This is a genomic window from Mycobacterium sp. WMMD1722 (assembly GCF_049315205.1).
Lineage (GTDB): Bacteria > Actinomycetota > Actinomycetes > Mycobacteriales > Mycobacteriaceae > Mycobacterium.
Genome location: NZ_CP186056.1, coordinates 2,891,691 through 2,909,889 on the forward strand (window position 1 = coordinate 2,891,691; position 18,199 = coordinate 2,909,889).

Annotated in this window: 20 protein-coding genes; 8 read left to right on the plus strand and 12 right to left on the minus strand. The window is 68.6% G+C overall.

Going from position 1 to position 18,199, the window contains the following annotated elements; translation table 11 throughout:
- The first annotated feature begins 18 nt into the window (after positions 1-18).
- Positions 19-1,275 (plus strand): menaquinone reductase, encoded by a 1,257-nt coding sequence (gene menJ / locus ACN27E_RS13795; RefSeq protein ID WP_422742169.1) that lies wholly within the window; start codon positions 19-21, stop codon positions 1,273-1,275.
- A 5-nt stretch (positions 1,276-1,280) separates the two neighbouring features.
- Here the strand turns inward: menJ and ACN27E_RS13800 are convergent, their stop codons facing one another.
- Positions 1,281-1,562 (minus strand): hypothetical protein, encoded by a 282-nt coding sequence (locus ACN27E_RS13800; protein WP_422742171.1) that lies wholly within the window; start codon positions 1,560-1,562, stop codon positions 1,281-1,283.
- 43 nt (positions 1,563-1,605) lie between these two features.
- On the opposite strand from ACN27E_RS13800, the gene ACN27E_RS13805 reads away from it, so the two are divergent.
- Genes ACN27E_RS13805 through ACN27E_RS13815 form a run of 3 tightly spaced genes read left to right on the plus strand, consistent with a single transcriptional unit; the run spans position 1,606 to position 3,287 of the window.
- The gene (locus ACN27E_RS13805) at positions 1,606-2,088 is read left to right on the plus strand and encodes a GAF domain-containing protein (protein WP_422742173.1); all 483 of its coding nucleotides are present in this window, start codon (positions 1,606-1,608) and stop codon (positions 2,086-2,088) included.
- The gene (locus tag ACN27E_RS13810) at positions 2,085-2,684 is read left to right on the plus strand and encodes an NAD(P)H-dependent oxidoreductase (RefSeq protein WP_422742176.1); all 600 of its coding nucleotides are present in this window, start codon (positions 2,085-2,087) and stop codon (positions 2,682-2,684) included. Before ACN27E_RS13805 ends, ACN27E_RS13810 begins: the two co-directional genes overlap by 4 nt.
- 36 nt (positions 2,685-2,720) lie before the next feature.
- Complete coding sequence (locus tag ACN27E_RS13815; RefSeq protein ID WP_422742177.1) at positions 2,721-3,287, plus strand: YceI family protein; 567 nt, start codon at positions 2,721-2,723, stop codon at positions 3,285-3,287.
- On the opposite strand, the gene ACN27E_RS13820 is transcribed toward ACN27E_RS13815, so the two are convergent.
- A complete protein-coding gene (locus ACN27E_RS13820) occupies positions 3,277-3,963 on the minus strand; it encodes a demethylmenaquinone methyltransferase (protein WP_422742179.1) in 687 nt (228 codons plus the stop codon). The two genes, ACN27E_RS13815 and ACN27E_RS13820, sit on opposite strands and share 11 nt — an antisense overlap.
- Positions 3,964-4,034: 71 nt before the next feature.
- Here ACN27E_RS13820 and ACN27E_RS13825 point away from each other — a divergent pair, with 71 nt between their 5' ends.
- The 3 genes from ACN27E_RS13825 to ACN27E_RS13835 all read left to right on the plus strand — a co-directional run bounded on the left by ACN27E_RS13825 (position 4,035) and on the right by ACN27E_RS13835 (position 8,905).
- Positions 4,035-4,859, plus strand: a complete 825-nt coding sequence (locus tag ACN27E_RS13825) for an SDR family oxidoreductase (protein WP_422742181.1) — start codon at positions 4,035-4,037, stop codon at positions 4,857-4,859.
- 134 nt (positions 4,860-4,993) lie between these two features.
- Positions 4,994-6,787: a thiamine pyrophosphate-requiring protein gene (locus ACN27E_RS13830; protein WP_422742183.1), complete on the plus strand. Its 1,794-nt coding sequence runs from the start codon at positions 4,994-4,996 to the stop codon at positions 6,785-6,787.
- 111 nt (positions 6,788-6,898) lie between these two features.
- Entirely contained in the window at positions 6,899-8,905 is a 2,007-nt protein-coding gene (locus tag ACN27E_RS13835; RefSeq protein WP_422742184.1) for an aconitate hydratase, read from the plus strand.
- A 16-nt stretch (positions 8,906-8,921) separates the two neighbouring features.
- Here ACN27E_RS13835 and ACN27E_RS13840 read toward each other — a convergent pair whose 3' ends face one another.
- Together ACN27E_RS13840 and ACN27E_RS13845 are read right to left on the minus strand one after the other, a co-directional pair.
- Positions 8,922-9,251: a hypothetical protein gene (locus ACN27E_RS13840; protein ID WP_422742186.1), complete on the minus strand. Its 330-nt coding sequence runs from the start codon at positions 9,249-9,251 to the stop codon at positions 8,922-8,924.
- A gap of 98 nt (positions 9,252-9,349) precedes the next feature.
- Positions 9,350-10,477 carry a glycosyltransferase family 4 protein gene (locus ACN27E_RS13845; RefSeq protein WP_422742188.1) on the minus strand — a complete coding sequence of 376 codons (1,128 nt, stop codon included), beginning with the start codon at positions 10,475-10,477 and terminating at the stop codon, positions 9,350-9,352.
- A 102-nt stretch (positions 10,478-10,579) separates the two neighbouring features.
- Between ACN27E_RS13845 and ACN27E_RS13850 the strand changes: the two genes are divergently transcribed.
- Positions 10,580-11,245 (plus strand): DsbA family protein, encoded by a 666-nt coding sequence (locus ACN27E_RS13850; protein ID WP_422742191.1) that lies wholly within the window; start codon positions 10,580-10,582, stop codon positions 11,243-11,245.
- Here the strand turns inward: ACN27E_RS13850 and ACN27E_RS13855 are convergent.
- The 8 genes from ACN27E_RS13855 to ACN27E_RS13890 are packed head-to-tail and all read right to left on the minus strand — an operon-like array spanning position 11,242 to position 18,117.
- On the minus strand, positions 11,242-12,408 hold the full coding sequence (locus tag ACN27E_RS13855; RefSeq protein WP_422742193.1) for a zinc-dependent alcohol dehydrogenase: 1,167 nt from the start codon (positions 12,406-12,408) through the stop codon (positions 11,242-11,244). The genes ACN27E_RS13850 and ACN27E_RS13855 overlap by 4 nt on opposite strands.
- 14 nt (positions 12,409-12,422) lie before the next feature.
- On the minus strand, positions 12,423-12,932 hold the full coding sequence (locus ACN27E_RS13860; RefSeq protein ID WP_422742196.1) for a hypothetical protein: 510 nt from the start codon (positions 12,930-12,932) through the stop codon (positions 12,423-12,425).
- Between the two features lie 52 nt (positions 12,933-12,984).
- Positions 12,985-13,509, minus strand: a complete 525-nt coding sequence (locus tag ACN27E_RS13865; protein ID WP_422742197.1) for a DUF3592 domain-containing protein — start codon at positions 13,507-13,509, stop codon at positions 12,985-12,987.
- Positions 13,506-15,134 carry a 2-succinyl-5-enolpyruvyl-6-hydroxy-3-cyclohexene-1-carboxylic-acid synthase gene (gene menD, locus ACN27E_RS13870; RefSeq protein WP_422742199.1) on the minus strand — a complete coding sequence of 543 codons (1,629 nt, stop codon included), beginning with the start codon at positions 15,132-15,134 and terminating at the stop codon, positions 13,506-13,508. Before menD ends, ACN27E_RS13865 begins: the two co-directional genes overlap by 4 nt.
- A 2-nt stretch (positions 15,135-15,136) precedes the next feature.
- Entirely contained in the window at positions 15,137-15,919 is a 783-nt protein-coding gene (locus tag ACN27E_RS13875; protein ID WP_422742201.1) for an alpha/beta fold hydrolase, read from the minus strand.
- Between the two features lie 11 nt (positions 15,920-15,930).
- The gene (locus tag ACN27E_RS13880) at positions 15,931-16,437 is read right to left on the minus strand and encodes a nitroreductase/quinone reductase family protein (protein ID WP_422742203.1); all 507 of its coding nucleotides are present in this window, start codon (positions 16,435-16,437) and stop codon (positions 15,931-15,933) included.
- Between the two features lie 34 nt (positions 16,438-16,471).
- The gene (locus tag ACN27E_RS13885) at positions 16,472-17,557 is read right to left on the minus strand and encodes a PrsW family intramembrane metalloprotease (RefSeq protein ID WP_422742205.1); all 1,086 of its coding nucleotides are present in this window, start codon (positions 17,555-17,557) and stop codon (positions 16,472-16,474) included.
- Positions 17,554-18,117 (minus strand): hypothetical protein, encoded by a 564-nt coding sequence (locus tag ACN27E_RS13890; protein ID WP_422742206.1) that lies wholly within the window; start codon positions 18,115-18,117, stop codon positions 17,554-17,556. Before ACN27E_RS13890 ends, ACN27E_RS13885 begins: the two co-directional genes overlap by 4 nt.
- Positions 18,118-18,199: the final 82 nt, after the last annotated feature.

The following is an 18,199-nucleotide window of genomic DNA, read 5'->3' on the forward strand; positions in this document are numbered from 1 at the left end:
GCCAACATACTGGGGAGCATGAACGTGGCGGCGGGCAGGAGCGAAGGGACCCGGGGACGTACCAGCGCGGACGTGGTCGTGATCGGCGCCGGACCTGCGGGTTCGGCGGCCGCGGCCTGGGCGGCGCGGGCCGGACACGACGTGCTGGTGATCGACTCGGCACAGTTCCCCCGGGACAAGGCCTGCGGTGACGGACTGACCCCGCGCGCGGTCGCCGAGCTGGAACGTCTGGGCCTCGGCCCGTGGCTCGACACCCGCATCCGCCACCACGGGCTGCGGATGTCCGGGTTCGGTGCTGACGTCCAGGTCGCCTGGCCCGGTCCGGCTTTCCCGTCGACGGGTAGCGCGGTGCCGCGCACCGAACTCGACGACCGCATCCGCTCGGTCGCCGCCGACGACGGCGCCGAGATGCTGCTGGGCGCGAAAGCGGTGGCGGTGCAGCACGGCTCGTCGGGCAAGGTCGAATCGGTGACGCTCGACTCGGGTGAGCAGATCCGGGTGGCGACGTTGATCGTCGCCGACGGCGCCCGGTCCACACTGGGCCGGGTCCTGGGCCGGACCTGGCATCAGCAGACCGTCTACGGCGTCGCCGTGCGTGCCTACATCGCGTCGCCGCGCAGCAACGAGCCGTGGATCACGTCGCATCTCGAACTGCGCTCCCCCGAACAACAGGTGCTACCGGGCTACGGGTGGATCTTCCCGCTGGGAAACGGCGAGGTGAACATCGGCGTCGGGGCGCTGGCGACCGAGAAGCGGCCCGCCGATGCCGCGCTGCGTCCACTGCTGTCCTACTACGCGAATCTGCGCCGCGAAGAGTGGGGCTTCGACGGACAGCCGCGCGTGCCGTTGTCGGCACTGCTGCCCATGGGCGGCGCGGTATCCGGGGTGGCCGGACCGAACTGGATGCTCGTCGGGGACGCGGCGGCGTGCGTCAACCCGCTCAACGGTGAGGGCATCGACTACGGGTTGGAGACCGGGCGGCTGGCCGCCGAGCTGATCGGCTCCGCCGACCTCACCCGGGTGTGGCCCGCGGTGCTCCAGCAGCATTACGCCCGCGGCTTCTCGGCCGCCCGCCGACTGGCCCTGCTGCTCACCCTGCCGCGGTTCCTGCCGCTGACCGGACCGCTGGCGATGCGCTCGACGGCGCTGATGAAGGTCGCGGTGCGCGTCATGGGCAACCTGGTGACCGACGAGGACGCCGACTGGATCGCCCGGATCTGGCGGGTGGGCGGGCTGACGTCGCGGGGGCTGGACAGCCGGCCGCCCTTCAGCTGAGCGGTTCAGTCACCGCGGTCGCGGCGCTTGGCGAAGGCCACCGCGAGCCGCATGTCCAGCGGCGTTCGGTCGTCGTCGTCGTCTCGGCGGCCGGCGTCGGTCAGGGCCAAGGCGATCAGCACGTCGGCCGCGGTGATGAACAGCCCGAACCAGTACGCCCACTTCATCGAGGGATCGGGGCCGGTATCGAGGCGGGTACTGAAGAACAGCACGAGGAAGATCGGTCCCACGCAGCCGAAGACGAACATCATCGCCTGAATGCGGACGTATCGCCAGAACGTCTCCACATCCGGGATTATCGCCAAAGACGGCCGCGGACGGGGGTAGACGATGACGGAAGAGGTGCGGGTCTTCCGCGCCCCGATGCGCTCGCGCGACGACGGTGTCGACGTCGCGGCAACGATCGCCCGGGCCCGCAGGTGCGGGGTGTGCGGCTTCGGCGAGCGGTCGGTGGACCCGGACCGGCTAGAGCGCCGGATCGCCCGCTTCGCCGACGCGCCCGACGGTTCGTTCGTCTGGACCCGCGACACCGAGGGCCGATACTGGCTGGGCCGGATCACCGGGGACTACTTTTACGACATCGATTCCGCCGCAACCGATGTCGACCTGGTACACGTTCGGCCGTGCCGGTGGTTGCCGGAGCCACTGCTGGAACCGCACGTCCCGGCCGCGGTGCTGGCGACCTATCGCCGCGGCGGGCGCAACCTTCAACAGACCCACGACGACGCGGTCGCAGGCCAGACATTACGACTCTGGGACACCCGGCGCGGATCGGTGTCGGCGTCCGGCCCGTCGGGTAACCGTCACCGGTGACGAATCTCGCAGTGATCTACTACTCGACCACCGGACACGGCACGACGATGGCCGAACATCTGGGTCGCGCCGGTGAACGGGCCGGCGCCGACGTGCGTATCCGCCATATCGCCGAAACCCGCCACCCCGAAGATTTCGCCGACAATCCGGCCTGGACGGCCAACTACGAGGCGACGAAGGACCTTCCCGCCGCCAGCGGTGACGACATCGTCTGGGCCGACGCCGTGATCCTCGGTTCACCCACCCGCTTCGGCAGCACCGCCGCACCGTTCCAGACATTCATGGATTCACTCGGCGGACTGTGGTCTCAGGGAAAGCTCGCCGACAAGGCCTACGCCTGTTTCACCTCGAGCCAGACGTTGCACGGCGGCCAGGAGACGACGCTGATCGGCATGTACACCTCGCTGATGCATTTCGGTGGTGTGCTGGTGCCACCGGGGTACACCGACGGACTGAAGTTCGCCGACGGCAACCCCTACGGCGTCGGCCATGTCACCGGACCGGACAATCAGAACGAACTCGACGACGCCACCGTCGCCGCGCTCGACCACCTGGCCACCCGCGTGGTCGCGGTCACGGCCAGATTGGCCGCCTGACACCGACGTTCGAGCCGATCGTGAGATGGTGGACCCATGGCCCGGATGCACACCACGACGTTGACCGCCGCCGACGGTGATCTGCAGGTCCACACCGACGTCACCGGCCGGGCCGCCCGGATGGGGCACCGGCTCACCCTGTCGGTCGGGTCGTGGCGCGCCGAGGTCGACTGGTCCGACGACGAACCGACGGCGGTTCGGTTGACCGCCGAGACGGCGTCGCTGGCCGTCGAACATGGCGAGGGCGGCTTGACACCCCTGTCCGGCGCCGAGCGCGCGCTGGCCCGCAGCAACGCGCTGAAAACGCTTTCGACGCAACGCTTTCCGACGGTATCCTTCGAGACGCTGGAGGTGACGACCATTCCGGAGGGCTATCGGCTGTCCGGCGATCTGCACATCCACGGCCATCGCCGCGCACACTCGGTGGACGTCCAGGTCAGCGACACCGGCACCGGGTGGACGCTGTCGGCGCGCACACCGGTGCGCCAGACCGACTTCGGCCTCACCCCGTATTCGATGTTCATGGGTTCGCTGAAGGTCGCCGACACCGTCATCGTCACGTTGTCGGCGACGTACCGGGACGAGGACCGGGTCAGGGTTTGACGGCGGAGTGCAGTGCGACGATGCCGCCGGTGAGGTTGCGCCAGCGCACCCGTGACCACCCGGCGGCCGCGATGCGCCGGGCCAGCTCCGGCTGATCCGGCCACGCCCGGATCGACTCGGCGAGATAGACATAGGCATCGGGATTCGACGACACGGCCTGCGCCATCCGGGGTAGCGCCTGCATCAGGTACTCCTTGTACAGCGTGGCGAAGGCACGGTTGGTGGGCGTGGCGAATTCGCACACGACCAGCCGCCCACCCGGCCGGGTCACGCGGGCCATCTCGCGCAGACCGGCTGCGTGGTCGACCACGTTGCGCAGCCCGAAGCTGATCGTCACCGCGTCGAAGGATCCGTCGGCGAACGGCAGCCTCGTCGCGTCGCCGGCCACCTTGGGTAGATCGCGCCGGCGGCCTGCGGCCAGCATGCCGACCGAGAAGTCCGCCGCCACACACCAGGCGCCCGAGGACGCCAATTCCACCGTCGACACCGCCGTACCGGCCGCCAGGTCCAGGACCCGGTCCCCCGGGCCGATGCCCAACGCCGCACGCGTGGCACGCCGCCAGAACCGGTCCTGCCCCAGCGAGAGCACCGTGTTCGTCAGGTCGTAGCGGCGCGCCACGGCGTCGAACATCGATGCGACCTCGTGCGGATCCTTGTCCAGCGTCGCGCGACTCACCGGACCGACGCTACCTGTGAATCCACCGGGACCGGGAATCAGGACGGGGGGTGCGGGTATTGCACCGGAACATGAGCGAAAAAGTGTGGTTCATCACCGGAACATCACGCGGTTTCGGGCGGGAGTGGGCGATCGCCGCCCTCGACCGCGGCGACCGCGTCGCCGCCACCGCGCGCGACACCTCGACCCTCGACGACCTGAAGGAGCAGTACGGCGACGCGCTGCTGCCGATCGCACTCGACGTCGACGACCGGGAGGCCGACTTCGCCGCGGTCAAACAGGCACACGACCATTTCGGCCGGCTCGACATCGTGGTCAACAACGCCGGCTACGGCCAGTTCGGCTTCATCGAGGAACTCTCCGAACAGGAGGCGCGGGCACAGATCGAGACGAATCTGTTCGGCGCGCTGTGGGTGACCCAGGCGGCGCTGCCCTACCTGCGGGCCCAGCGCAGCGGACACATCCTGCAGGTCTCCTCGATCGGCGGCATCACCGCGTTCCAGAACGTCGGCATCTATCACGCGTCGAAGTGGGCGCTGGAGGGCTTTTCGCAGGCGCTGGCGCAGGAGGTCGAGTCGTTCGGCATCCATGTCACGTTGATCGAGCCGGGCGGCTTCGACACCGACTGGGCCGGTTCGTCCGCCAAGCGCGCCACGGCGCTGCCCGACTACCAGGAGGCCCACGCCGCCGCGGACCGTGCACGCAGCCAGCGCACCGCCAAGTCCGGCGACCCCAAGGCGTCTGCCGCAGCGGTGTTGAAGATCGTCGACGCCGACAATCCGCCGCTGCGGGTGTTCTTCGGTGAGCTGCCCCTGCAGCTGGCCAAGGCCGACTACGAGAACCGGATCACGACGTGGGAGCAATGGCAGCCGGTCTCGGTGCAGGCACAGGGCTGACTCGCGTCACGCACTCTTTGCGCTAAAGCAACAGATTTGCCCGCTTTGCGTTTGGCGCCCATCGCCCCGGGTACTGCGACCGCGATCGCAGCGGCGCATCGACAGATGCGCCCCCCCGTGGGCGGAGGAGAGACATGGCTGAGGACGTCGCGGACTTCTTGTTGAAGCGCTTGCGCGAATGGGATGTCGAGCATGTATTCGCCTATCCCGGCGACGGTATCAACGGCATCGTCGCCGCGTTCGGGCGTTCCGACAACACCCCGCAGTTCATCCAGGCCCGCCATGAGGAGATGGCGGCATTCGAGGCGGTGGGCTACGCGAAGTTCACCGGCCGGATCGGCGTGTGCATGGCGACCTCCGGTCCGGGTGCGGTGCATCTGCTGAACGGGCTGTACGACGCGAAGCTCGACCGCGTTCCGGTGGTAGCCATCGTCGGTCAGACCGCGCGCAGCGCGATGGGCGGCAGTTATCAGCAGGAAATCGACCTGCAAGCGCTCTACAACGACGTGGCCAGCGAGTACCTCGTCGAGGTGAATGTCGCCAGCCAGCTCCCCAACGCCCTGGATCGCGCCATCCGGACCGCACTGACCCGGCGGGCGCCGACCGCGCTGATCATTCCGTCCGACCTGCAGGAGGAGCCGTACCAGGCACCGGGACACGAGTTCAAGCAGGTGCCGTCGAGCGCACCGAGCTTCGAACGGCCGATCCTGCAGCCCAACGAGAACCAGGTGCGCGCCGCCGCCGACATCCTCAACGCCGGCCAGAAGGTAGCGATCCTGATCGGCCAGGGTGCGCGGGCGGCGGCTGCACAGGTGGAGCAGATCGCCGAGCTGACCGGTGCCGGTGTCGCGAAGGCGTTGTTGGGGAAGGACGTGCTCTCCGATGACCTGCCGTACGTCACCGGATCGATCGGATTGCTGGGAACCCGACCCAGCTATGAACTGATGCGCGATTGCGACACGCTGCTCATCGTCGGCTCCAATTTCCCGTACAGCCAGTTCATGCCGGAATACGGGCAGGCGCGCGGCATTCAGATCGACATCGACGGCGCGGCGATCGGCATGCGCTACCCCACCGAGGTCAACATCGTCGCCGATTCCGCCGCGACGCTCGACGCGTTGATTCCCTTGCTGCAGCGCAAAGCCGACCGCTCCTGGCAGACGACGATCGAGAAGAACGTCGCGCGGTGGTGGGAGACGATCAGGCGGGAATGCATGGTGTCGGCGAAACCGGTGAACCCGATGCGAATCGCCTGGGAACTGTCTGAGCGCCTGCCGCACAACGCCATAGTGACTGCCGATTCCGGTTCGTCGACCAACTGGTACGCCCGATGCTTGCGGTTCCGCGACCAGATCCGGGGGTCGCTGTCCGGAACCCTGGCGACCATGGGTCCGGGAGTCCCGTACGCCGTCGGCGCGAAATTCGCCCACCCCGACCGGCCGGTGATCGCCATGGTCGGCGACGGTGCGATGCAGATGAACGGAATGGCCGAACTGCTCACGATCAGGCGCTATCACGAGCAGTGGTCCGACCGCCGGCTCATCGTGTGTGTATTCCACAACAACGACCTGAACCAGGTGACGTGGGAATTGCGGGCGATGGGCGGTGCGCCCAAATTCGAGGAGTCACAGGCGCTTCCGGAGGTCTCTTACGCCGACATCGCCCGCACGATGGGACTTCACGCCATCGCCGTGGACACCGAGGACGACATCGGTGCGGCCTGGGACCAGGCTCTGGCCGCCGACCGCCCGACGGTGCTCGACATCCGGTGCGACCCGGAGATGCCACCGATTCCGCCGCACGCCACCTTCGAGCAGGCCAGAGAACTGACCGCGTCCATCCTCAAAGGTGACCCGGCGGGGTGGCATCTGATGGTGCAGGGCGCCAAGACCAAGGCGCAGGAGTTCGTCCCCCACCGCGGATCATGAGCGCCGCGCAACTGACCGGAGGCGGCGATGGCCCGCGGTGATCTGACAGCGGTTTGACGGCGTGCTGATCGGGCAAGCCAGAGCACAGACAGAGAATCCGGGGGTCATGTGATGGCGCAGAACGTCACTCAGAAGCTGATCGAATCGCATCTGGAGTCCGGGGAGATGACGCCCGGCCAGGAGATCGCCATTCACATCGACCAGACGTTGACCCAGGACGCCACCGGAACGCTGGTCATGCAGGAGCTCGAAGCGCTCGACCTCGACACCGCCCGCACCGAGGTGAGCGTCCAGTACGTCGACCACAACCTGCTGCAGACCGATGAGAAGAACGCCGAGGACCACGAATTCCTGCGCACCGCCGCACAACGTTTCGGTCTGTGGTTCTCCAAACCCGGTAACGGCGTCTCGCATCCCACCCACATGCAGCGATTCGGCGTTCCCGGCAAGACGATGGTGGGCTCGGATTCGCACACACCGGCCGCCGGGTCGCTCGGCATGCTGGCGATCGGGGTCGGCGGCCTGGAGGTCGCCGTCGCAATCACCGGCAAGCCGTTGCATCTGCGCATGCCCGAAGTGTGGGGAATCCGGCTGGAAGGCGAACTGCCGCAATGGTGCTCGGCCAAAGACGTGATTCTCGAGATGCTGCGGCGCCACGACGTCAAAGGCGGGGTGAACCGGATCATCGAATACTACGGCCCGGGCTTGGCGAGCCTGACCGCGATGGACCGCCACGTCATCGCCAACATGGGCGCCGAACTCGGCGCCACGACCACGGTGTTCCCCAGCGACGACGCGGTACGCGACTTCCTGCGCGCCGAGGACCGCGAGGACGACTGGGTCGAGCTAGTCGCCGATGACGGCGCGAGCTACGACATCGAAGACACCATCGACCTGTCGCAGATCGAGCCGCTCATCGCCAAACCGTCGTCGCCCGGAAACGTGGTGCCGGTCCGGGAGGTCGCCGGCGAGCCGATCGCTCAGGTGGTGATCGGCTCGAGCGCCAATCCGGGACTGCGCGACTTCGCCATCGCCGCGGCGATGGTCGACGGTCGACAGACCTCCCCGGACGTCAGCTTCGACGTCAATCCCACCTCCCGCGAGATCCTGACCGATCTGACGGAGATGGGCGCGACCACGGCGCTGGTGATCAGCGGCGCCCGCATCCACCAGGCGGGCTGCATGGGCTGTATCGGGATGGGGCAGGCGCCGGCCACCGGACACAATTCGCTGCGCACCATGCCCCGCAACTTTCCCGGCCGCTCCGGGACCAGGGAGGACAAGGTCTGGTTGTGCTCCCCCGAGACCGCGGCCGCGTCCGCGTTGACCGGCGTCATCACCGATCCGCGAGACTGGGCGCGCGAATACGACGTCAGCTACCCGGAGCTGAACCTGCCCGAGCACCACTCCGTCAACACCGCGATGCTCGTCCCCCCGCTCGAGCCCGACGAGGCCGAGAAGATCACCCCGGTGAAGGGGCCGAACATCTCGCGCCTGCCCGATCCCGAGCCGTTGCGCGACGAGTTCGAGGCGCCGGTGCTGCTCAAAGTCGGCGACAACATCTCCACCGACGAGATCTCGCCGGCCGGCGCCCGGGCGCTGCCGTACCGCTCGAACATCCCCAAACTCGCGCAGTTCAGTTTCACCCAGGTCGACGAGTCCTACCCCGAGCGGGCCGAGCAGGCGCGCGAGACCGGCCATATCGTCGTCGGCGGTGAGAACTACGGTCAGGGTTCGTCGCGCGAGCACGCCGCGATCGCGTTGCGGCATCTCGGTCTGCGGGTGGTGATCGCGAAGTCGTTCGCCCGGATCCACTGGCAGAACCTCGCGAACTTCGGTGTGTTGGCACTGGAGTTCGTCGACGGGGACGACTTCGACGGGATCGACCAGGACGACACGCTGGCATTGAGCGAGTTGCACGAAGCCGTCAACGGCACCGATAACTTCTCCGTGCGAAACGTCACCAAGGATTCGACGTTCGAGGTGCGGCACCGGCTTTCGCCTCGGCAGGCGCAGTACGTGCTCGCCGGCGGGTTGATCCCGCAACTCACCCGCGAAGATGGCGGCCAGGCCGCCGAGAAGGCGACCCGACCGGATGCGGAGCCGACCGGGTCATAGCATTGTTCGCGGACCGTCAGACGCGGCGGGAACGCGACTTGTCGGCGTCCGTTTCGGGTCGTCCCGCGCGGTAGTCGTCGCGGTAGGTGCGCCGCTCCTGGTCGGTGGTGCGGGCTCGGAGCAGGCCGCCGGGGCGATGGAAGACCACCACCAGCAGAGCGAGGCCGCCACCGATACCGGCGACGGCCACCACCGTGAGCACGACGGCCCATCGGTCGGCGTCCTCGCCGGCCAGCGTCAGAGAAACACCCCCCGCGGCAGCGCCCGCCAGCAGGGCCACCAGACCGATGATCACGGCGGGATAGCTCTTGAGGAATTCGTTGCTGCGCGCCACGTTGTCACCCACCTCTCCGTTCGCGCGGCATCGCACGGTCACGCTGAGCCGCTCACGCAGAATTCGTACTACCCGGTCCCCCGCCGTTCATGCGTGCACACGCGCACCCCTCAGGCGGCACGCAGCTTGCGCCGTCCCGCGACTGCCTCGTAGTGGCCGATCAACTCCTCGCAGATGGCCGGCCACGTTCGGCTCAGCACACTGCGGCGCGCTGCGACGGAATAGCGCGGCCGCTCACCGATCAGATGGCCGACCGCCTCGGACAGCCTGGCCTCGAATTCGTCGACCCCGAGCAGCAGCCCGGTCCGGTAGGGCGCCACGAGATCCCTCGGTCCCCCGGCATTCGGCGCGATCACCGGCACCCCGGACGCCATCGCCTCCTGGACCGTCTGGCAGAACGTCTCGTGTTCACCCGGGTGGACGAACACGTCGAAGCTGGCGTACGCCCTCGCCAATTCCGGACCGTAGAGGGCGCCGGTGAACACCGCGGTGGGCATGAGCGATTCCAGCTTCGGGCGGTCCACACCGTCGCCCACCACGACCACCTGCAGATCGTCGCGCGCGCTCAGGGCCGCCAGCCGTTCGACGTGCTTCTCCGGCGCGAGCCGGCCGACGAAACCCACGATCGGGCGGGCATCCGGTGACCACCGCCGCCGCAATCGCTCGTCGCGGGCCGACGGCGCGAACCCGGTGATGTCCACGCCCCGCGCCCACCGGTACACCCGCGGTACACCGTGCGCTTCCAGGTTCTCGATGGCCGACGTCGACGGCGCCAGGGTGCGATCGGCCTTGCTGTGCAGCCGGCGGGTCCATGCCCACGATGCCCGCGACAACGCGCCGACGCCGTAGCTCTGCGCGAACCCGGCGACGTCGGTCTGGAACACGGCGACCGTCGGCACCCCGAGGTGTCGCGCCGCGTGCACACCGCCCCAGCCGAGCAGCGCGGGTGAGGCCAGGTGGACGACGTCCGGGTCGAAACCCCGCAGCACGGTGACCAGCCGGGGCCGCGGAATGCCCAGGGGCAGTGACGTGACCTTGGGGAACATCCGGGACGGCACCCGGTGCACCCGGACCCCGTCGTGCACCCGATCGGCCGGGGCGTGGCCGCGGGGGGTGTCCGGTGCGATCACCAGGACCTCGTGGCCGCCGGATCGCAGATGCTCGATCACCCGGAGCACCGAGTTGGTGACGCCGTTGACGTTCGGGAGGAAGGACTCAGCGACGATTGCAACGCGCACGACCGTCAGAGTCGCAGCGCTGCCTGTCCCCGAGGTTTCGTGACGGCATACGGGACACGAAGAGCGGGATTCGGCTGGGTCGCCGCGCGGTACCGTCGTGGCGTGCGCATGTGGCTGGTGTTCGTCGCCGCGATGGCGATCATGCTGACAGCGGGGTGTACCCACCAGGTCACCGGCACCGCGCGGCTGGACCCGAACCAGCCCGGGACGTCGGTCACCGACGACGGGTACGGCATCCTCGTCGGCGATCCGGATGCACCGGCGCAGATCGAGATCTTCACCGAACCGCAGTGTCCGCACTGCGCCGCCCTGCAGGCCGACTACGGCCGTGAACTGGCCGGCTACATCAGCCTGGGCCAGCTGGGCGTCACCTACCGGCCGGTGACATTCCTGGACCAGACGGGCGAGCACTCCGCCCGGGTGAGCAACGCCATGTTCGCCGCCGCCCGGACAGCGCCGCGCGCAACCTCGTTCCAGCGCTACGTCGAAGAGCTATGGGCCCATCAGCAGCCCGGCGGCGACGGACCCGGCGACGCCGAACTCGCCGAGATGGCCCGTCGCAGTGGTATTCCCGCCGCAGGGGTCGAGGCCATCCGGGCCGGCGACGCCGCGGTCGACACCCAGCAGATGAGCGATCTGAATATCGAGTTCCTCAGCGGGCTCAGTGCCACCGAGATCGGCACGCCGACGGTCTATGACCTGCTCAACGACGAGGTGCTCGATACCACCGACGACCGCTGGCTGTCGCGTCTGATCTCGACCGTTTAAGGGCGCAGGGCGACCCGGATGCAGTTGTCCTCTTTGTTCTTGAACAGGTCGTAGGCGCGCACACCGTCTTCGAGCGGCAGGTCGTGGGTGATCAGCCTGGCCGGATCCAGATCGCCCTGCTCGACGTAGTCGAACAGCCGCGCCATGTACCGCTGACCGTGCTGCTGGGCCGATTTGAGCGTCAGGCCCTTGTTGGTGACCACGCCCATCGGGAATTTGTCGGTCAGGCCGTAGACGCCCAGCACCGAGACGACACCGCCTTTACGGCAGGCCAGGACAGCCTGGCGCAGCGCGCTGGCGCGGTCGGTCTCCATCCGCAGCAACTGTTTGGCCCGGTCGTAGAGTTGCTGTACGCCGGTGCTGTGACCTTCCATGCCGACCGCGTCGATGCAGGCGTCGGGCCCGCGGCCGCCGGTCATCTCCCGCAACGTCTCCTGCACGCTGTCCGCGGCGCCGTAGTCGATGGTCTCCAGGCCGAGGTCGCGGGCGAGGGCAAGGCGCTCCGGGATGCGGTCGATGACGATCGCCCGATCGGCGCCCAGCAGCTGCGCGCTCTTCGCGGCCATCAGACCCACTCCGCCGGCACCCCAGACCGCGACGGTGTCGCCACCGCTGATGTCGCAGAAGTCCGCACCCATGAAGCCGGTCGGGACGGCATCGGACAGGAACAGCGCCTGCTCGTCGGTGACGTCGGCGGGAACCCGGAAGCAGTTGGCGTCACCGAACGGCACCCGGACGTACTGGGCGTGCGAACCGGCGTATCCGCCGAACGGATGGGTGTAGCCGTAGATGCCGCCCGACGGGTAGCCGAGCAGCGGCTGCTGCAGCTCGGCGTTGGGGTTGGTGGTGTCGCAACACGAGTACAGCTCGTGGTCGCAGTACCAACACTTGTTGCAGGCGATGAACGACGGCACGACGACGCGGTCGCCGACCTTGACGTCACGCACCTCGGGGCCGGTTTCGACGATCTCACCCATGAATTCGTGGCCGAAGACGTCGCCTTCGCGCATACCCGGCAGATAGCCGTCGATGAAGTGCAGATCGGATCCGCAGGTCGTGGTGAGGGTGACCCGCAGGATCACATCGTGGGGATTGAGCAGCTCGGGGTCGTCGACCGTCTCGACGGACAGATCGTTGACGCCGTTCCAGCACAGTGCGCGCATCAGGGGCCTCTCGGTTACCGCGCGGACGGGCGCGCGCTCGGGTTCGATCGGATGGTCGGCACCTCACCGGTCTGCAGCAGGGCGCGGCACCGGTAGAGCACCTTGAACGCCAGGGCTCCGGAAAGAAGATCGGGCGCAGGTGTTTTCGTCTTCAACCCCAGTTCGGTGCCCAGGTGGTGGGGGGCGACCCGGATGGTGACGACGATCTCGTTGCCGTCGGTGCCGACGAACCGCAGCCCGTCGCGCTCCCCGTGCACCCGGGATTCCCACGTCGTCGACAGTGGCCCGGCGTGCAGCGTCCACCGGTAGACGTCCGGGTCGCGGTACTGGACGTCGCCGAGCTCGCCGAGCACGATCGACATCCGGTGCGCGTCACGCCACAGCTCCTCGGCCTCGACGACGGTGCATGCCACCGTCACCCACTGGCCGTTGCCGGCCTCGGGCGCTTCGTCACCGGTGATCTTGTTGACCAGCGAGCCGGCCACGCTGACCGCCCGGTCCTTGGCCGTGTCGAGATATCCCATTCCGGCTCCCTCCGTCGGGCTCGGCGATACCCCGCACCGAGAGAGCCAAACGCTAGGCCGCGGGCTGATCCTCGCGTTCGAGTCGCTTCTGCAGATATCCCAGACCGCCGAGGGCGACGCCCGCCACGAGCCAACCGAGTACCGCGATCGATCCGGCCGGGATGATCGCCAGCGACGCGTTACGATCCCGCACGCGCACCAGATCCGGGTCGTTGCGGTCGTATTCGACGTAGATCTGCATGCCCGTCTCGAGTTCGGAGGGATAGAGCACGCCCAGCTCGGGTCGGTAGGTGACGCGGTCCGGGGTGACGAACTCGATCGTCGACCGGCGCGGCCCGGCGCTGAGCACGGTGGCTTCGGCGACGCCCATGTTGCGTTCGATCTGCCGATCGTCACGCCAGGCGCCGAGCACCAGCAGCAGTGCCTGCAGCGTCACCAGCAAGGCGACGATCACCACGCCGATGCGGATCCGTCGGATGACCCGTTGGGTGCGGGTCTCGTCGGGCTCCCGGGACAGATGCGGGATCAGCCCGCGCACGGCGCCGGCCAATCGGGTCCGCGCCGCGGCTGGGTTCACAGACCCGCCCTGATCGCCGCGTGCAGCGCGCGCAGTGACGAACGGTCGGCCTTCACCTCCAGCACCCGCAGCCCCTCGGTCGGCTCGTCGAGCGCACCGGCCAGCTGGCCGACCTCGATCTGCCGGTTGTCGACGTGATACGCGCGGCAGAGCGCCCCGACATCCACGTCGTGTGGGGTCCCGAACACCCGAGACGCCACATCGCCGAACCGGGGATCACCCTGCTCGAGCAGCTCGAAGATCCCGCCGCCGTTGTCGTTGGACACCACGATCGTGAGGTTGCGCGGCAGCGGCTCGGTCGGCCCGATGAGCAGCCCCGAGCTGTCGTGCACGAAAGTCAGGTCGCCGAGCAGGGCGACGGTCCGGCCGCCGGTGCGGTCGTGGGCCAGCGCGGCGCCGATCGCCGTCGACACCGTGCCGTCGATACCGGCCACGCCTCGATTGGAGCGCACCCGCACCCCGGTCGGGGTGAACCCGACGAGCGCGACGTCGCGGACGGGGTTGCTGGCGCCCAGGACCAGTTGGTCGCCGGGGCGCATCGCATCGGCCACGGCGGCGGCGACGTGCAGGCCGGTGGTGAGCGGATGTGCCGCGAGCTGGCCGCGCACGGCGTCGACGGCGTGCCGATGAGCCTGTCCGCAGCGGTCCAGCCAGGCCGGATCCGGGTCACCTGAGGTGACGGCCCGGGTGCCGGTGGCCTGGGAGTTGCCGCTGACGTCAGGCCACCGGGGTCCGGTGGTCAGCGCGAACACCGGCACCGAGGGATCGGCCAGCAGCGCCGAAACCGGCCGGTGCAGCGTCGGGCGGCCCAGCATGATCACCTGGCGCGGCTTGAGCAGCGGCAGCGCCAGCGGATGCAGGGGGTTGATCGCCGGTGGCGCGGTGGGTTCGGCGACCGTCGGCAGGGCGGCGAGCTCGGGATGCACGCCGGCGCCGTGACCGGCGATGACGACGGTGTCGGGGGTCAGGTCGATCTCGAGCGGCTGGTCGAAACTGACCGGCGGGGTGTAGGTCCACGGCCTGCCGTCGGGCCGGCCGGACGGAACCGCCCCGTCGTCGTCCGGCGCCGGGATCAGCGGTTCGCGCAGGGGAATGTCGAATTGCACGGGTCCGGCGTTGGCACTGCGAGAACCGGTGGCCGCCACCAGGACTCGGCACGTCGCCGAACGCCACTGCGCGTTGAGCGATTCGAGGTCGGCGGTGTCGGCCGCCAGCCCCAGGCTGATGTTCGCGCGGACCTGGGTGCCGAAGTAGCCCAGCTGCTCGAAGGTCTGATTGGCCCCGGTGCCGAGCAGCTCGTAGGGCCGGTTGGCGCTCAGCACGATCAGCGGGACGCGCGCGTAGTTGGCTTCCACCACCGCGGGGCCGAGGTTGGCCACGGCGGTTCCGGACGTCATCGCCACGCAGACCGGCGCGCGCTCGGCCACCGCCAGGCCGATGGCCAGAAATCCTGCGGTGCGTTCGTCGATGCGCACGTGCAGCCGCAACTTGCCGGCCCGGTCGGCGTCGGCGAGCGCGAAGGCGAGCGGGGCGTTCCGCGATCCGGGACACAGCACGACGTCACGCACGCCGCCGCGGACGAGTTCGTCGACGACGACCCGGGCCTGCGCCGTGGACGGGTTCATCGCTACAGGATATCGGCGAGGAATTTCAGCGCTGCGGCGTTGACCTCTTGCGGCCGCTCGATGAAGCCGAGATGGCCGGCGTCGGCGATCTCGGCGTAGCGGCCGTTGGGCAGGGCGTCGGCCACCTCGCGGCCCAGGTGGGCGGGCAGCAGGACGTCGTCGGCGAAGCCGATCACCAGGGCCGGGGTTCGGATGCTGCGGTAGGCCGGCAGCCGATTCTCCTTCGGTCCCACCGACCCCTGGGCGAGCAGGCCGGGCGTGTGTTTGGTCGGCCACATGGTGAACATCTCGATCCAGTCTGCGATCGCCCGGTCGTCGTTGATCGTCGCGGGCGAGAAGTTCTCCAGCACACGGATTTTCGCGTCGTAGCGAGCCGGCAGTTCGATGCCCGACGCGACCATCTCCCGCTCGGCCTCGCCGAAGAACGTCCGCGCGCGGTCGTGGCGTCCGCGGGTGGCCATCAACACCGCACACCGGACCAGCTCGGGGCGTGCCAGCATGAGTTCCTGGGCGATGAACGAACCCATCGAGACGCCCACGATGCGCACCGGTGCGGCGCCGAGGTGTTCGATCAGCTCCGCGGTGTCGGCGACCATCTGCTCGATGCCGAACTGCGAGGCGTTCTCGGTGGCGCCCACGCCGCGGTTGTCGAAGGTGATGCAGCGGTATCCGTTGCGCAGGAATTCCGGGACCTGGTGCAGATGCCAGGTGCGGCCGGCTCCGCCACGGCCGGCGATGAACAGGACCGGCACCCCGCTGCCGCGGTCGTCGAAAGCCAGATTCACGCCTCCCGACGCTACTGGAGGGCGATTTCGGTGAACGCGAGGATCGGGATGGTGCGCCCCTGGGTGAGCGTCTCGTAGTCGCCGTAACTGGGGATCCAGTCCTTGGCGATCCGCCACAGCCGGTCACGTTCGGCGCCGGTGATCTCCTCGCCGACGAAGGTCCCCTGGTAGCCACCGGCGGCCAGGGTGACCTGCGGATTGCGTTTGACGTTGTGGTACCACGCCGGGTGGCGTCTGCCCCCGTAGTTGGAAGCCACCACGATCACCCGGCCGCCGTCGGTGAAGTACGTCAGCGGGGTCACGCGTTGCTTGCCCGACCGGGCGCCGATCGAGGTGAGCAGTAATTCGGGGGTGACCATCGCGGTCGACACCCGCCCGTTGGTCAGCCGCAGCAGCGGCGGATCGATGCGCGGGACCACGTGCCGGACGACATAGCGCACCGGCCGCGGCTTGAGCAGCCGCGCCCCGACCTTCAACATCTTCGAGCCGGCCGTCGGATCCACCTCGGGTATGCCCACCCGGCGATCCTAGGCGGGCACACGATGATCGTGGTCACCGTTCTCCGCACGACTGGATCAGGTCCAGGGCTGCGCGCTGCCGCCGAATCGCCGCCTTCTTGCCGGCCCGACCGCCTTCGCGCCGGGCCGCCCGGCGGAACTGCCGCCGGCTACGCCGATCGACCAGCGAATCCAGCACGGCGCCATCGACGTCGCTCAGCGGTGGCTCGCTTCGTCCGGCCGCGATCCGCTCGCGTACCCACCGGCGTTCATCGCCGATCAGCAGCGCCGCGACGGTCAAGAAGATGGCCAGATCGATCACCAACTTGCCCAGCATGATGACCGGGCTCATGAACGGCGTGTCCCAGATGAAGTGCATCAGCACCGCCGTGGCGAAGAGCCCCAGAGCCACGGCGATGCGCTTGGCGCGCCCCCAGGTGTCCCGGCCCGCGAATGAGGGCAGCAGAAGCAGCACGCCGACGGCCGACAGCGCGGTGTAGGACCAATGGGCAGGCACCGCGGTGACGCCGCGCAGGATGATCGACTTGCCGATGCCCAAACCGTCGGAATCCAGACTTTCGATGCCGGCCTGCGCCGCATACGCGAGATCCTCGACCAGGTCGAATCCGAGCCCGACGAACATCCCCAGCATGAGTGCATGCGAGATCCTGGTGAACACCGACGCGCCGAGCACCAGGACCACCGCGGCGCACGCCGCCTTCGACGCCTCCTCGCTCAACGGGGCGTGCAAGGCCGAACCCCACACGGCCATCGTCTCGGGTGAGACGAACCGCTCGAACAGTTTGTCCAGGCCCGCACTGGCGTGAAACGAGATGAACAGCGCCGTGGTCCCGCCCAGTGATGCGCCCGCCAGCAGGACCTGTGGATAGCGCCGAACACTGCGGTACGGGTCGAATTTGTAGATCACCCACACCATGAAGACCGCCAGCGCAAACCACAGCGGCGCCTGCTCGATCTGGCCGTCGATCGTCTCGGCGATGGCGCCGCCGAATGCGCTCAGCGCACCGCAGATCCCGACCGCCAGAGCGGACAGGTAGACCCAGAACACCGCCGACTCGGGCCGATAGACGATCGGACGGCGAAGCCCCGATCCGGGCTCACTTTCGACCACCACACTCATTGCTCGCTCCTGCTCAACTGGGCGACGATTTCGTCGCGGCCATCGGGGGACCCCAACGAGATGACCGCGACCAGCAGGTCGCCATCGCTGAGGAATGCGCAGGTGCCGACCTCGTCGTCGGTGATCGCCACACAGCTGTCGCCCGCGAAGACGCCGTCACCCGAGGTGAGGCGACCACCGTCGAGCGCCTCGTGGATTCCGGCGCCCACGCGATCCATCCGGGTGACGCGCCGCTGCATGTCGCGCGGGTCGCGACCGTCGAGATCGAAGACCCGGACCGACGCCCGCGCCGCACCGTTGCGCAGTGAGACGGAGTCGCCATGGTCTTCGGCCACCCAGCCGTCGGGTGCCTCCACCACGATCCCGGAATCGTCGGCGGTGTAGATCTCGACCCGGTCCTGCGGCTCACCGCCCTGGACCGTCTCCCACTGCGCCGGCGGCAGCAGTGCGCTGACGACGTGGGGTCCGACCGGAATGGCGATCAACGCGGCGACCAGACCCAATGCGGCTCGCTTCTCGGTGAGCCCGCGGATGCGCCCCACCCGAGGTGTTGTCTTCACAGCGGCAAACCGTATCCGCGAATACGTTGCCGAACAATATATTTCGAATTCACCGCCCGCTACCCTTTTACATTGCAACAAT

What these genes read in the sequence shown, in the direction of transcription:
- menJ (WP_422742169.1), top strand. Translation starts at nt 19, where the DNA reads ATGAACGTGGCGGCGGGCAGGAGCGAAGGGACCCGGGGACGTACCAGC.
- ACN27E_RS13805 (WP_422742173.1), top strand. Translation starts at nt 1,606, where the DNA reads ATGACGGAAGAGGTGCGGGTCTTCCGCGCCCCGATGCGCTCGCGCGAC.
- ACN27E_RS13815 (WP_422742177.1), top strand. Translation starts at nt 2,721, where the DNA reads ATGGCCCGGATGCACACCACGACGTTGACCGCCGCCGACGGTGATCTG.
- ACN27E_RS13825 (WP_422742181.1), top strand. Translation starts at nt 4,035, where the DNA reads ATGAGCGAAAAAGTGTGGTTCATCACCGGAACATCACGCGGTTTCGGG.
- ACN27E_RS13830 (WP_422742183.1), top strand. Translation starts at nt 4,994, where the DNA reads ATGGCTGAGGACGTCGCGGACTTCTTGTTGAAGCGCTTGCGCGAATGG.
- ACN27E_RS13835 (WP_422742184.1), top strand. Translation starts at nt 6,899, where the DNA reads ATGGCGCAGAACGTCACTCAGAAGCTGATCGAATCGCATCTGGAGTCC.
- ACN27E_RS13855 (WP_422742193.1), bottom strand. Translation starts at nt 12,408, where the DNA reads ATGCGCGCACTGTGCTGGAACGGCGTCAACGATCTGTCCGTCGAGACG.
- ACN27E_RS13860 (WP_422742196.1), bottom strand. Translation starts at nt 12,932, where the DNA reads ATGGGATATCTCGACACGGCCAAGGACCGGGCGGTCAGCGTGGCCGGC.
- menD (WP_422742199.1), bottom strand. Translation starts at nt 15,134, where the DNA reads ATGAACCCGTCCACGGCGCAGGCCCGGGTCGTCGTCGACGAACTCGTC.
- ACN27E_RS13885 (WP_422742205.1), bottom strand. Translation starts at nt 17,557, where the DNA reads ATGAGTGTGGTGGTCGAAAGTGAGCCCGGATCGGGGCTTCGCCGTCCG.